Source organism: Bradyrhizobium sp. 157 (assembly GCF_023073815.1).
GTDB lineage: Bacteria > Pseudomonadota > Alphaproteobacteria > Rhizobiales > Xanthobacteraceae > Bradyrhizobium.
In genome coordinates this window covers 122,319-135,072 of record NZ_JADPKF010000089.1, presented here as the reverse complement: position 1 = coordinate 135,072, position 12,754 = coordinate 122,319, and the positions used below count along the sequence as shown (strand labels likewise).

The following is a 12,754-nucleotide window of genomic DNA, read 5'->3' as shown; positions in this document are numbered from 1 at the left end:
CCAAGGTACTGCGCGAGTCCGGCATCGAGGTGCGGATTGTCGACCCCAAACGGGTCCGCAGCTTCGCGCAGTCGGCCGGACGCCTGGCCAAGAACGATGCGATCGATGCGGAGATGATCGCCTGGTTTGCCGAGATATTCAGCGAGGCGCCGGGCCAGACGCACGATGCCGCGCACGAGAAGTTGCTGGCGCTCGCGAAGGCGCGCATCAGCCTGGTTGATCTCAAAGCACGTTTGCAAAGCCAGAACGAGCATGCTGCGCCAAGACTTGTTCAGAAGGCACGCGAGCGCCTCTTGAAGAATCTGGTCTGCGAGATCGCCAAGCTCGAGGCTGCAATCTCAGCCCAGATCAAGGCCACGCCACACCTTGCTGAGCGTGCCGAGATCATCGAGAGCGTGCCGGGCTTGGCCGAAACGACCTCCGCAAACCTCGTTGCAGGAATGCCGGAACTCGGACAGGTGAGCGACGAGATTGCCGTGGCCTTGATCGGCGCCGCCCCTTACGACGATGATAGCGGAAACCGGCGCGGCGAGCGCCACATCAAGGGTGGCCGCCGCTGGGTTCGCAATGCCCTTTATATGGCCTGTGTCGGTGCAGCCACGCTGAACAATCCGGTGCTCAAGGCCTACTATGGCCGCCTGATTGCCAACGGAAAGAAGCCGAAGGTTGCGATCATTGCCTGCATGCGCAAGCTGATCGTCATTCTCAACACGATGGTCGCACGACGACAGAAGTGGGATCCCAGCCGCTACGCGCTCAACTCAGCGAGCGCCTGACCGCTCGGTCCCCGACCGAGCGCATGCCCAGCCAACAGACCGGCGAGCGGACGGGGTCAAGGCCGTCAGCCGCCGCAGGCGGTGGCGCGCGCCGCGCCAGCCTTGAGGCCGGCCGATCAACGGTCTACTTCGACACAGTTGCTCTGATTGGAGAGGCGGGAAGTTGATGGCAAACCTCGGACGCGATGCGTTGCGAGAACGCGACCACCGTCATTGCGAGCGCAGCGAAGCAATCCACGCCTTCACTTGCGGAGCTATGGATTGCTTCGCTGCGCTCGCAATGACGTGGAGAGAGCGCGGACCTGCATCCTTCGAGACGGCGCTTCGCGCCTCCTCAGGATGAGATCTTAGACCCTCATGGCGAGGAGTTCGGCAACGCCGCGCGTCTCGAACCACGAAGTCGTTACATCAATGCGGCCCAACCTCAAAACGCCGTATATCCGCCATCGATTACAAAGCAATCCGCCGTATGATACGATGATGCCTTGCTCATGATGTAGACCGCGATGCCGCCGAAATCCGCGGGTTCGCCGAAGCGGCGCACCGGAATGCGCGGCATCACGTTGGCGACGAATTTGTCGTTGGCCATCAGCCCCGACGTCATGTCGCTCTTGATCCAGCCGGGCAGGATCGCGTTCGCGGTGACGCCGTAGCGCGCCAGCTCAACCGCGAGCGCCCGGCACAGCGCGTTCAGCGCCGCCTTGGTGCCGGCGTAGTGCTCGTTGCGCGCGGTGCCGAACAAGGACGCCAGGCTCGAGGTCGCAACCAGCCGGCCGAATTTGTCGCCGGCTTCCGCACGTTCGGTCATGTGGCGGGCGGCGGCCTGAAACACGTGGAAGACCCCGTCGAGATTGGTCGCGAACATGCGTCGCCATTCCTCCTCGGTGCGGTCGATGAAGGCGCGCCGTCCGCCGCCGCCGATGCCGGCATTGGCAAAACAGCCGTCAACACGGCCGAACGTATCGAGCGTTGCCTGCATCGCGGCCTTGACCGAGGCGGTATCCGAGACATCGCAGACCTGCGTATGCACCTTGCCGGGCCCCGCCGACATCGTCGCGGCAGCGCTCTTGTTCTTCTCGCCATTGCGGCCCCAGATCGAGACGTTGCAGCCTTGCGCGTTCAGCGCCTGCGCGATGCCAAGACCAATGCCGCCATTGCCGCCCGTGATGACCGCCGTGCGGCCGGAGAGGTCAAAGATGCTCATTGGACGTTTCCATTCGCTTTGGGGCGCGATAAGTCGTGCACCTAGTGGCGGGCAGATGTTCTGCTGCAAGCATGGACAACGCCGTCAGGAAAATCAAATATGGGCGAGACATCGTCCGATCTTCCGCGCAGCGAAATAGCGCGTAAACGCAAGTCATGAGGAAACAATGCAGTTCAAGCACGTCACGCTCGATTTCGATGGCCCGGTCGCCATTCTCAAGCTCGACCATCAGGAGGTCATGAACGCGGTCTCGATGGACATGTTGGGCGGGCTTGGCGAAGCGCTCGATGCGATCGAGGAGAAGCGGGAGGAGGTGCGCTGCGTCGTGCTGACCGGCGCCGGACGCGCCTTTTGCACCGGCGCCAATCTGCAGGGCCGCAACAACCAGAAGCCCGGTAAGAGCAACGCCGGGCAATCGCTGGAGATCGGTTTTCACCCGTTCCTTCGCCGCGTTCGCCGGCTGCATTGCCCGTTGGTTACGGCCGTCAACGGTCCCGCGGCGGGTGCCGGCATGAGCTTTGCGCTGATGGGCGACATGATCCTTTGCGCCCGTTCGTCCTATTTCCTGCAGGCGTTCCGCCGCATCGGCCTGGTGCCGGACTGCGGCTCAACCTGGCTGTTGCCGCGCATGATCGGCAAGGCGCGCTCGGTCGAATTGTCGCTGATGGGCGACCGGTTGCCGGCAGAGAAGGCGCTGGAATGGGGCCTCGTCAACCGTGTCTATGACGACGCAGTTCTGATGGAGGAGGCGATGAAGCTCGCGCATGAACTCGCCAATGGCCCGACGATTGCGCTGTCGCTGATCCGAAAGCTCTACTGGGACAGCCCGGAAAATTCCTTCGAAGAACAGCTCAACCTCGAATTCGAATCGCAACGCATCGCCGGCGCGGCTGATGATTTCAAGGAAGGCGTTGCTGCCTTCCTCGAAAAGCGCCCCGCCAAGTTCAAAGGCAAATGATCGAGGGCCAACTCGGACGCTGCGTCGCCTCCTGGTATCCGGGAGCGACCGGCGTGACTGGGGCCGCCAAGCTCTCCGGTGGCGCCAGCCAGGAGACCTGGACCTTCGACATCGTGCATGCCAGCGGCAATATCGGCGCCATCCTGCGCCGCGCGCCGCCGGGCTATGGCGCTTCGCCGGGGCGCGCCGCCGGCCTCGATGCCGAGGCGACGCTGATGCAATTGGCACATGACGCTGGCCTGCCGTCGCCGCGCGTGATGCATGTGCTCAAGCCCGAGGACGAACTCGGCCGCGGCTTCATCATGCAACGCATCGAGGGCGAGACCATCGCGCGGAAGATTCTGCGCGATGAGCAGTTCGCCAAGGCGCGGCCGATCCTGGCGCGACAGCTCGGCCGCGTGATCGCCGGCATACACGGCCTGCCGGCTACGAAGTTGCCGAAGTTGCGCGAGATGAGCACGACAAAGGAGATCGCCGACCTCGAGCGGGAATACCGCAGCTTCAACTGGCCGCGGCCGGTGTTCGAACTCGCCCTGCGCTGGCTGCGCGAGCGCGATCCCGGGCCGTCGAAAGAGGTAACGCTGGTGCATGGCGATTTCCGCCACGGCAACCTGATCATCGGCCCCGATGGCGTGCGCGCGGTGCTGGATTGGGAGCTCGCGCATCTCGGCGACCCGATGGAAGATTTGGGGTGGATCTGCGTCAACTCCTGGCGCTTCGGCGAGATCGACAAGCCGGTCGGCGGCTTCGGCTCCCGCGAGGAATTGTTCGCAGGCTACGAGGAAGCCGGCCGCAAGGTCGATCCTATCAGAGTGATGTTCTGGGAAGTGATGGGCACGCTGCGTTGGGGCATCATGTGCTGCGGCATGATGCAGCGCTTCCGAACTGGCCCCGATCACTCGATGGAACGTGCCATGATCGGCCGGCGTTCGTCGGAGACGGAGATCGATCTGCTACGACTGCTTGCGCCGCGAGGAGGGTGAGATGCAGGACGAACCGACACCCACCGAACTGATCAAAGCGGTTGCGGATTTCCTCCGCAACGAGATCGCTCCCGAGATCAAGGGCCACAGCGCGTTCAAGCTCCGCGTCGGCATCAATGCGCTGGACCTCGTCACACGGCAACTGGCGCTGGAGCAGGGGAGCGATGCGGCCGAGGCGGCACGGCTGAAGCAATTGCTCGGCGCGGACGGCTCGCTGATGGACCTCAATCGCGCGCTGTCGGAGAAAATTGCAAGGGGCGAAGTCGATCTGCAGACGCCGGGGCTATCAGAGCATCTCTGGCAGACCACCATGGACAAGCTCGCCGTCGATCAGCCGAACTACGCGTCGTACAAGCGGGAGTTGGGGAATAAGTAGGGCACCGACCAACTCTCCACCGTCATTGCCTGCGACAAACGCGAAGCGTTTGCGCAAGGGAGCGCAGCGACGAAGCAATCCATCTATCCCCGTGTTGAGGAATGGATTGCTTCGCGGAGCCTGTCATCGGGCGCGCATTCGCGCGACCCGTTGGCTCGCAATGACGGGGAGGCGGCGTCGAGAACTTCACCGCCCCAGCCATTTCGGCGGACGCTTCTCGGCAAACGCCTTCGGCCCCTCGATGTAATCCTGCGAGGCCGCCATCGCCTTCACCGCCGGATATTCCCGCTGCTCGGCGATCGCCTGTTCCAGCGAGACTTCGAGGCCCCGCTGAATCGCCTGCTTGGAGGCGCGGATCGACATCGGCGAGTTCTTGCAGATCGTCTCGGCCCAGCGCTCCGCCGCCGCGAGCGCTTCGCCGGCGGGAACCACCTCGTTGACGAAGCCGAGTTCAAGACCCTCCTTGGCCGAGACGTGGCGCGCAGTGAGGATCATGCCCATGGCACGCTTCAGCCCGATCTGCCGCGGCAGCCGGTGCACGCCGCCGGCGAGCGCGGCAAGGCCAACGCGCGGCTCGGGCAGGGCGAAGGTCGCATTCTCAGAGGCAATGATGAGGTCGCAGGCCAGCGCGATCTCGAAACCCCCGCCCATCGCGACGCCGTTGACGGCGGCGATGATCGGCTTGTCGCAGTCAAAGCGCGAGGTGAGGCCGGCGAAGCCGCCCTTGTCCCAGCCGCGCTTTCCCCCGGCCGCCTGCCATTTCAGATCATTGCCTGCGCAGAACGCCTTGTCGCCGGCGCCGGTGACGATCGCCACCCACTGCTCGGGATCGGCGGCAAAATCGTCGAACACCTTGTTGAGCTCGAAATGCGCGTCGATATGCAACGCATTGTACACTTCCGGCCGCGACAGCGTGATGATCGTGATCGGCCCCTTGCGCGTCACCTCAGAGAATTTCAGGTCCATGTTTGCTCCCGTTTTTCGATTGTCTGCGGCGGAGAATATCGGCCGCATACTAGCGCCCGCGCGCCGTCCGAAACCATCCAATTACGCAAGGCCCCCGCGCGTGCCAAGCTTCATTCCGTTGCTTGACTTGGACGTTGTCTTCCAACCTAAATCGATCCGAGCAGGAGCGCCGCGTAGCGCCTAAACGCAAAAGCAATAAACGACACTTCCGGGAGAGATGCCTTGGATTTCAACCTGCCTGCCGACCTCACGGCCTATCTCGACGAACTCGACCGCTTCATCGCGCGCGAGATCAAGCCGCTGGAGGAGGCCGACGATAACATCCGCTTCTTCGATCATCGCCGCGAATGGGCGCGTACCGATTTCGAGAACGGCGGCCTGCCGCGGCGTGAATGGGAAGCGCTGCTGCGCAAGGCCAAGAATCTTGCGGACGCCGCCGGGCATTTGCGGTTCGCGATCCCGAAGCGCTACGGCGGCAAGGACGGTTCCAACCTCTGGATGGCCGTGATCCGTGAGCATTTCGCCGCAAAAGGCCTTGGCCTGCACAATGATCTGCAGAACGAGCATTCGATCGTCGGCAATCTGCCGCTGGTGACCATGCTCGACCGCTACGGCACCGAGGAACAGAAGGCGATGATCGAAGGCTCGATCACCGGAAAATATCGTATCACGTTCGGCCTCACCGAGCCCGACCACGGTTCCGATGCGACGTATATGGAAACCAGGGCGGTGCAGACGACCCGTGACAACGTCAAGGGCTGGATCATCAACGGCCAGAAGATGTGGACCACCGGCATGCATGTCGCGACCCATTGCGCGCTGTTCGCCCGCACCTCAGGAAATGACGGCGATGCGCGCGGCATCACCTGTTTCCTGGTGCCGGCCAAAAGCGCAGGCGTGAAGGTCGAGGAATATATGTGGACCTTCAACATGCCGACGGATCACCCGCGCGTCAGCTTCACCGATGTGTTTGTCCCTGAGGATGCGCTGTTCGGCGAGATCGGCCGCGGGTTGTCGCTGGCGCAATGTTTTGTGCACGAGAACCGCATCCGGCAGGCGGCGAGTTCGCTGGGCGCCGCCGTCTACTGCATCAACGAGAGCGTCAAATACGCGCGCGAGCGAAAGCCGTTCGGCAAGGCGCTGGCGGAGAACCAGGCGATCCAGTGGCCGCTGGTCGAACTGGCAACGCAGGCCGAAATGCTGCGGTTGTTGATCCGCAAGACCGCGTGGGAGATGGATCAGCTCACCCAGGCGCAGGTCGAGCACACGCTCTCCGATCGCGTTTCGATGTGCAACTACTGGGCTAACCGCCTGTGCTGCGAGGCCGCCGACCGCGCCATGCAGGTGCATGGCGGCATGGGCTATTCGCGCCACAAGCCGTTCGAGCACATCTACCGCCACCACCGCCGCTACCGCATCACCGAAGGCAGCGAGGAAATACAGAAGCGGAAAGTTGCGGGATTCCTGTTCGGCTATATGGGGGCGGGGAAGCACTGAGGAGCAAAGCTAAGGAGGAGATCATGGAAGGTAGATGCACGTGCCAGCATGTCCGCTACCGCCTGAACGGCAGGCCTATGATCGTGCACGCTTGTCATTGCACCTGGTGCCAGCGCGAGACGGGGACGGCGCATGCGCTCAATGCGATGTACGAGGCCGACAGGGTCGAGCATATCGCGGCCGAACCCGAGATCATCGTGACGCCGTCGGCCAGCGGCAAGGGCCAGCGCATCGCCCGCTGCCCGATTTGCAAGGTGGCCGTCTGGAGCAATTATCCGGGCTCCGGGCCCGCGGTGCGTTTCGTGCGCGTCGGCACCATGGATGATCCGTCACAGTGCCCGCCGGACGTTCACATCTTCACCTCCACCAAACAGCCTTGGGTGACGCTGCCACCGGACGCAAAGGCCGTCCCCGAGTTCTACGATATCGACGAGGTCTGGTCGGAAGAGGCCAAGGAGCGCAGGCGTGTGTTGCGCGAGCGGATGAAGAAGTAGGTGCTGCTATCACCACCGTCATTGCAAGCCAACGGGTCGCGCGAACGCGCGCCCGATGACAGGCTCCGCGAAGCAATCCATATCGCGGCATAACAGGGCGATGGATTGCTTCGTCGCTTACGCTCCTCGCAATGACGGCCGGCTAATTCACCTGCCGATCCTTGCCCGCCCAATACGGTTCGCGCAGATTCCGCCGCAAGATCTTTCCCGACGGATTGCGCGGCAGCGCCTCCATGAAGTCGACCGATTTCGGCGTCTTGAAGCCCGCAATGCGCTCGCGCGTAAAATTGATGATATCGGTGGCGGTCGCCTGCTTGCCCGGCTTCATCACCACGATCGCCTTCACCGCTTCGCCCCATTTGTCGTCGGGGATGCCGATGACCGCGGCTTCGGCCACGTCAGGATGATCGCAGATCGCGCTCTCGACCTCGGCCGGGTAAATGTTCTCTCCGCCGGAAATGATCATGTCCTCGATACGGTCGTGGATGTAGAGGTAGCCGTCCTCGTCCATATAGCCGGCGTCCCCGGTGCGCAACCAGCCGTCGCTGCCGAGCGTTTTGGCGGTAGCTTCCGGCAGATTCCAATAGCCGACCATGTTGGAGCCGGAGCGGGTGGCGATCTCGCCGACCTGGCGCGGCGGCAGCCGGTTGCCGTCGGGATCGAGGATCGCAAGCTCGATGCCGGGCAGCGCCTTGCCGGCGGAGCGCATGCGTTCCAGCCCCTCGACATGGTCCTCGGGCGGCAACGCCACGATAGTGCCGGTGGTCTCGGTCATGCCGTAGAGCTGCACGAAGCCGCACTTGAACACCTCGATGCACTCTTTCAGCAGCGCAGCCGGAATCGGCGAGGCGCCGTAGAGCATGTATTTCAACCGGGAGAAATCGACCTGCCGCGCCCGCGGCTGCCGCACCACAAACTGCATCGCGGCCGGCACCATGAACAGTTTTGTAATTCCGGACTGCTCGAAGAAATCCAGCACCTTGGTCGGATCGAATTCGCGCGCGATCACGCCCTTGGCGCCGTGATAGAGTCCCATCACGCCCCAGCCGGAGCCGCCGATGTGAAAGATCGGCATCGCGACCAGCGAGACGTCGTCAGCCGACCACTTGTTCCACTCGGGCTTCTCGGCCTCGCTGCCCGCGTGCACCAGATTGAAGAAGTTGGCGTGCGACAGCATCGCGCCCTTGGGCTTGCCCGTGGTGCCCGAGGTATAGAGCTGGATCGCGATATCCTTCGGGCTGACCGGCACCTTCGGATCGTCGCTGCTGGCAGCGTCGCGCCAAGCGATAAAATCCTGCCATTCCGGCGCTCCGCCTTCGGTGGTGATCACGTGCCGCATGTCGGGCAATTGCGCCTTGATGTTGCGAACCTGCGTAATGAACTCCGGCCCCACGAACAGCGCCGGCGCCTTGCAATCGCCGACGATGAATGCGATCTCGGGGCCGGCAAGCCGCCAGTTCACCGGCGCCATCACCACTTTGGCCTTCATCGCGCCCATCAACAGTTCGAAATAGATGTCGCTGTTCTTGCCGAGATAGGCGATGCGTTCGCCCGGCTTGATGCCCATCGCGATCAGCGCGTTCGCAACGCGGTTGGTGTTGATATCGAACTCGGCGAAACTGGTCTGGCGTCCCTCGAAGTCATAGGCGATGGCGTCGCCGTGCGTTCTGGCGCGCTCGCGCACCATGTCGGCAAGGTTCGTCAATTGCTGCGGCGCGGACATGTCTCTCCCGTATCGTCCTGTTATCGTTGCGCGGAGTTTGGCGATATCGCACGCGAAAAACAATACGCGGACTGCGTTCCCCGGACGCAGTGCAGCGCGTTAGCGATGCACTGCAGAGCCGGGGTCCATCTTGCTTGCCACTGGCATTGGCTCCCGGCTCTGCGGAGCAGCGTGAAGAACGCTGCGCCGCGTCCGGGACACGGGGATTTAACCCCGTGCCGCGCGGTCCTTCTCGTTCTGCGCCTTGATCGACTCTCGCGCCTTGTTCCAATCGTCGTCGCTCCAGTCGCGCAACTGATAGAAATTGCCGCCCATCGCGAGTGCCTGTGCGCCGTCCATGGCGATGGTTTCGCCGTTGATCCAGTCGCAGCCGCCGGAGATCAGGAACACCGCGAGGTTCTGCAATTCCTCCATGGTGCCGACGCGGCCCATCGGGTTCTGCGCCCGCGTGCGCGCGCCGGCCTCGTCGCCCGGCTTGATGCGCTTGCTCATGCCTTCGGTAGGGATCTCGCCCGGCGCAATGGTGTTGAGGCGGATGCCGTACTTGCCCCATTCGACCGCAAGCGACATCGTCATGGCATGGATCGCCGACTTGCTCATCGCCGACGGCACCACATAGGGCGAGCCGTTGCGCACCCAGGTCACCGTGATCGACACCACGTTGCCGCGCTGCTTGGCGGCGATCCAGCGCCGGCCGACCGCATGGGTCACATAGAAGGTGCCATGCATCACGATGTTGGCGACCGCGTCGAAACCGCGCGGCGAGAGCTCTTCCGAGCGCGAGATGAAATTGCCGGCGGCATTGTTGATGAGGTCGGTGAGGGGCCCCGAGGTCCAGATCTGTTCGATCATCTCGTCGACGGCCATCGCGTTGCGGATATCGACGCCGTGGCTGACCACGCGCCCGCCATGCAGATCCATCAATTCGGTTGCGGCCTCGTCGCAGACGATCTTGCGGCGGCCGCAGATGTGGACCTCGGCTCCCAGTTGGAGAAACCGCGCGGCCATGGACTTGCCGAGGCCGGTGCCGCCTCCGGTCACCAGAATGCGTCGCCCGGCGAGAAGCTGATCGTTGAACATCGTTTCCACCCACGGGATTGTCTGTTAATTGGTCGATTGACTAAAACCGGACAACACCGTTCTGTAAAGCAGCAACTGAAGATATCAGCGAGGAGATTTTTCATGGAGCAGCGCGTCTCGATCTCGATTTCGGACGGCATTGCCGATGTCCGGCTGGTGCGGGCGGACAAGATGAACGCGCTCGATGCCGCGATGTTCGAGGCGCTGGTGGCCGCGACCGAGCGGCTGGCCCACGAAAAAGGCGTCCGGGTGGTAGTATTGTCCGGGGAAGGGCGGGCGTTCTGCGCCGGCCTCGATATGGGACGCTTTCAGGCCATGAAAGAAAATGGCGGCAACGGGATCGCCGGGAGCGAGAAGCGCGACCTCACTGCACGCACCCATGGCATCGCGAACTTTCCGCAGCAGGCGGTCTGGGGGTGGCGTCAGCTTCCGGTACCGGTGATTGCCGCAATCCAGGGCGTGGCGTTCGGCGGCGGCTTCCAGCTCGCGCTCGGGGCCGACATGCGCTTCCTCACGCCAGACGCGCGGATGTCGATCATGGAAATCAAGTGGGGCCTGGTGCCCGACATGGCCGGCACGCCCATTCTCGCCAGCCTCGTCCGTGATGATATCCTGCGCGAACTCACCTATACCGGCCGCATCTTCTCCGCGCAGGAAGCCATGAGCTATGGCCTTGCGACCCGGATCTGCGACGATCCGCGCGCGGCGGCCTTCGAGGTCGCGCGCGAAATCGCCGGCAAGAGTCCCGACGCGATCCGCGCCGCCAAGCGCATGCTGAACAAGCTGTCCGTCGATCCCGCTCCGGCGCTACTCGCCGAGTCGATCGAGCAGCAGAAGCTGCTCGGCAGTCCCAACCAGACCGAAGCCGTGCGGGCCAATATGGAAAAGCGCGCGCCACGGTTTGCGGATGTCGGCTAATATCAGCCCCTCATCCTGAGGAGGCGCGAAAGCGCCGTCTCGAAGGATGTAGGCCCGTCTGTGGCCTCATGGTTCGAGACGCGCGAAGACGCGCTCCTCACCATGAGGGTCATCAAAACCCGACAGCAGATCGGAAAGAGATAATGTCAGCCTTCCAACTCTTCCTCGGCATCATCAGCGGCGAGCGCCGCCGCAGCCACGAGGAAGTCGCCGAGCGCACTGAGCGCATCGCCAGCGGCCTGCAGAAGCTCGGTGTCAAGCAGGGCGACAGCGTCGCCATGCTGATGCGCAATGACATCGCCTTCATCGAGGCGGCCTATGCGGCGATGCGGCTCGGCGCCTATGGCGTGCCGGTCAACTGGCATTTCAAGCCGGAAGAGATCAATTATGTGCTGAAGGATTCCGGCACCTCGGTGCTGATTGCGCATGCCGACATGCTGCATCAGTTGCACGAGGCGATCCCACCAGGAGTGACCGCGCTCAGCGTGCCGACCCCGCCGGAGATCATCGCCAACTACAAGATCAATCCGGATCATCTAACGACGCCTGACTTCGCGATCGATTTCGAATCCTGGCTCAAACAACATCCGCGCTATGACGGGCCGCCGGTGCCGCAGCCGCAGAACATGATCTACACCTCGGGCACGACAGGCCATCCCAAGGGCGTGCGTCGCTTCGCGCCAACGCCGGAGCAGAGCGCCAACGCCGAGCGCATGCGCGCGCTGATCTACGGCCTCAAGCCGGGCGCCCGCGCGCTGTTGCCGGGGCCGCTGTATCATTCCGCGCCGAATTCGTTCGGTCTGCGCGCCGGCCGCCTCGGCGGCGCGCTGGTAATCATGCCGCGCTTCGATGCCGAAGAGTTTTTGCGCGTGGTCGCGACCGAAAAGATCGATACCATCTTCATGGTGCCGACGATGTTCATCCGGCTGATGAAGCTGCCGGAGGAAGTGCTCAGGAAATACGACATGTCGTCCTTGCGCCACGTCATCCATGCTGCCGCGCCCTGTCCGGCCGACGTCAAGCGCGCGATGATCGAGTGGTGGGGGCCGATCATCTACGAATTCTACGGATCGACCGAGTCCGGCGCCGTGACCTTTGCGACTTCCGAGGACGCGCTGAAGAAGCCCGGCACCGTCGGCAAGATCGCACCGGGCGCAGAGCTGCGATTCATCGGTGACGACGGCCGCGAATTGCCGCAGGGCGAGATCGGCGAAATCTATTCGCGCATCGCGGGCAATCCCGACTTCACGTATCACAATAGGCCGGAGAAGCGGTCCGAGATCGATCGCGACGGGTTCATCACCTCGGGTGATGTCGGTTACATCGATGCGGACGGCTATGTCTTCATCTGCGACCGCAAACGCGACATGGTGATCTCAGGCGGCGTCAACATTTACCCGGCCGAGATCGAGGCGGCGCTGCACGCGATTCCCGGCGTGCATGACTGCGCGGTGTTCGGCATTCCTGACGCCGAATTCGGCGAGGCACTGATGGCTGTCGTTGAGCCGCAACCGGGGGCGACGCTCGATCCGGCTTCCATCCGCAGCCAACTCAAGGTCGCGCTGGCCGACTACAAGGTGCCAAAGCACATCGAAATCCAGTCCAACCTGCCGCGGGAAGATTCCGGCAAGATCTTCAAGCGCCGTCTGCGCGATCCCTATTGGGAGCGGGCGGGGCGGAGGATTTGATTCCGTCGTCCAGGCCTCAGCCGGTACCCTCATGGTGAGGAGCGCGCCTTCGCGCGTCTCGAACCATGTGGCCCGCGGCCTATCCCTCGAG

At 63.2% G+C, this 12,754-nt stretch carries 12 protein-coding genes; 8 read left to right on the top strand and 4 right to left on the bottom strand.

From position 1 onward, the window contains the following. A partial coding sequence (locus IVA95_RS25670) for a transposase (RefSeq protein WP_247509398.1) occupies positions 1 to 776 on the top strand: 776 nt, incomplete at its 5' end. Between the two features lie 424 nt (positions 777 to 1,200). Here IVA95_RS25670 and IVA95_RS25665 read toward each other — a convergent pair. Further along, positions 1,201 to 1,980 carry an SDR family oxidoreductase gene (locus tag IVA95_RS25665; protein ID WP_247513037.1) on the bottom strand — a complete coding sequence of 260 codons (780 nt, stop codon included), beginning with the start codon at positions 1,978 to 1,980 and terminating at the stop codon, positions 1,201 to 1,203. A gap of 166 nt (positions 1,981 to 2,146) precedes the next feature. Here IVA95_RS25665 and IVA95_RS25660 point away from each other — a divergent pair, with 166 nt between their 5' ends. The 3 genes from IVA95_RS25660 to IVA95_RS25650 are packed head-to-tail and all read left to right on the top strand — an operon-like array spanning position 2,147 to position 4,297. After that, a complete protein-coding gene (locus tag IVA95_RS25660; RefSeq protein WP_247513036.1) occupies positions 2,147 to 2,938 on the top strand; it encodes an enoyl-CoA hydratase/isomerase in 792 nt (263 codons plus the stop codon). Then, positions 2,935 to 3,921: a phosphotransferase family protein gene (locus tag IVA95_RS25655; RefSeq protein ID WP_247513035.1), complete on the top strand. Its 987-nt coding sequence runs from the start codon at positions 2,935 to 2,937 to the stop codon at positions 3,919 to 3,921. The genes IVA95_RS25660 and IVA95_RS25655 overlap by 4 nt, the downstream gene beginning before the upstream one ends. Position 3,922: 1 nt before the next feature. Next, entirely contained in the window at positions 3,923 to 4,297 is a 375-nt protein-coding gene (locus tag IVA95_RS25650; RefSeq protein WP_247513034.1) for a DUF6285 domain-containing protein, read from the top strand. Positions 4,298 to 4,483: 186 nt separating this feature from the next. On the opposite strand, the gene IVA95_RS25645 is transcribed toward IVA95_RS25650, so the two are convergent. Beyond that, positions 4,484 to 5,263 (bottom strand): enoyl-CoA hydratase-related protein, encoded by a 780-nt coding sequence (locus IVA95_RS25645; RefSeq protein ID WP_247513033.1) that lies wholly within the window; start codon positions 5,261 to 5,263, stop codon positions 4,484 to 4,486. A gap of 222 nt (positions 5,264 to 5,485) precedes the next feature. Here IVA95_RS25645 and IVA95_RS25640 point away from each other — a divergent pair, with 222 nt between their 5' ends. Together IVA95_RS25640 and IVA95_RS25635 are read left to right on the top strand one after the other, a co-directional pair. Next, the gene (locus IVA95_RS25640; RefSeq protein ID WP_247513032.1) at positions 5,486 to 6,760 is read left to right on the top strand and encodes an acyl-CoA dehydrogenase family protein; all 1,275 of its coding nucleotides are present in this window, start codon (positions 5,486 to 5,488) and stop codon (positions 6,758 to 6,760) included. A 23-nt stretch (positions 6,761 to 6,783) separates the two neighbouring features. After that, positions 6,784 to 7,254, top strand: a complete 471-nt coding sequence (locus IVA95_RS25635) for a GFA family protein (RefSeq protein WP_247513031.1) — start codon at positions 6,784 to 6,786, stop codon at positions 7,252 to 7,254. A 142-nt stretch (positions 7,255 to 7,396) separates the two neighbouring features. Here IVA95_RS25635 and IVA95_RS25630 read toward each other — a convergent pair whose 3' ends face one another. Both IVA95_RS25630 and IVA95_RS25625 read right to left on the bottom strand, forming a co-directional pair. Further along, on the bottom strand, positions 7,397 to 8,977 hold the full coding sequence (locus tag IVA95_RS25630) for a fatty acid--CoA ligase (protein WP_247513030.1): 1,581 nt from the start codon (positions 8,975 to 8,977) through the stop codon (positions 7,397 to 7,399). Between the two features lie 207 nt (positions 8,978 to 9,184). Beyond that, positions 9,185 to 10,057 (bottom strand): SDR family oxidoreductase, encoded by an 873-nt coding sequence (locus IVA95_RS25625; RefSeq protein WP_213255737.1) that lies wholly within the window; start codon positions 10,055 to 10,057, stop codon positions 9,185 to 9,187. 102 nt (positions 10,058 to 10,159) lie between these two features. On the opposite strand from IVA95_RS25625, the gene IVA95_RS25620 reads away from it, so the two are divergent. Both IVA95_RS25620 and IVA95_RS25615 read left to right on the top strand, forming a co-directional pair. Further along, entirely contained in the window at positions 10,160 to 10,975 is an 816-nt protein-coding gene (locus tag IVA95_RS25620) for a crotonase/enoyl-CoA hydratase family protein (protein WP_247513029.1), read from the top strand. A gap of 143 nt (positions 10,976 to 11,118) precedes the next feature. Continuing rightward, entirely contained in the window at positions 11,119 to 12,663 is a 1,545-nt protein-coding gene (locus tag IVA95_RS25615) for an acyl-CoA synthetase (RefSeq protein WP_247513028.1), read from the top strand. Positions 12,664 to 12,754: the final 91 nt, after the last annotated feature.

What these genes read in the sequence shown, in the direction of transcription:
- IVA95_RS25665 (WP_247513037.1), bottom strand. Translation starts at nt 1,980, where the DNA reads ATGAGCATCTTTGACCTCTCCGGCCGCACGGCGGTCATCACGGGCGGC.
- IVA95_RS25660 (WP_247513036.1), top strand. Translation starts at nt 2,147, where the DNA reads ATGCAGTTCAAGCACGTCACGCTCGATTTCGATGGCCCGGTCGCCATT.
- IVA95_RS25655 (WP_247513035.1), top strand. Translation starts at nt 2,935, where the DNA reads ATGATCGAGGGCCAACTCGGACGCTGCGTCGCCTCCTGGTATCCGGGA.
- IVA95_RS25650 (WP_247513034.1), top strand. Translation starts at nt 3,923, where the DNA reads ATGCAGGACGAACCGACACCCACCGAACTGATCAAAGCGGTTGCGGAT.
- IVA95_RS25645 (WP_247513033.1), bottom strand. Translation starts at nt 5,263, where the DNA reads ATGGACCTGAAATTCTCTGAGGTGACGCGCAAGGGGCCGATCACGATC.
- IVA95_RS25635 (WP_247513031.1), top strand. Translation starts at nt 6,784, where the DNA reads ATGGAAGGTAGATGCACGTGCCAGCATGTCCGCTACCGCCTGAACGGC.
- IVA95_RS25630 (WP_247513030.1), bottom strand. Translation starts at nt 8,977, where the DNA reads ATGTCCGCGCCGCAGCAATTGACGAACCTTGCCGACATGGTGCGCGAG.
- IVA95_RS25625 (WP_213255737.1), bottom strand. Translation starts at nt 10,057, where the DNA reads ATGTTCAACGATCAGCTTCTCGCCGGGCGACGCATTCTGGTGACCGGA.
- IVA95_RS25620 (WP_247513029.1), top strand. Translation starts at nt 10,160, where the DNA reads ATGGAGCAGCGCGTCTCGATCTCGATTTCGGACGGCATTGCCGATGTC.
- IVA95_RS25615 (WP_247513028.1), top strand. Translation starts at nt 11,119, where the DNA reads ATGTCAGCCTTCCAACTCTTCCTCGGCATCATCAGCGGCGAGCGCCGC.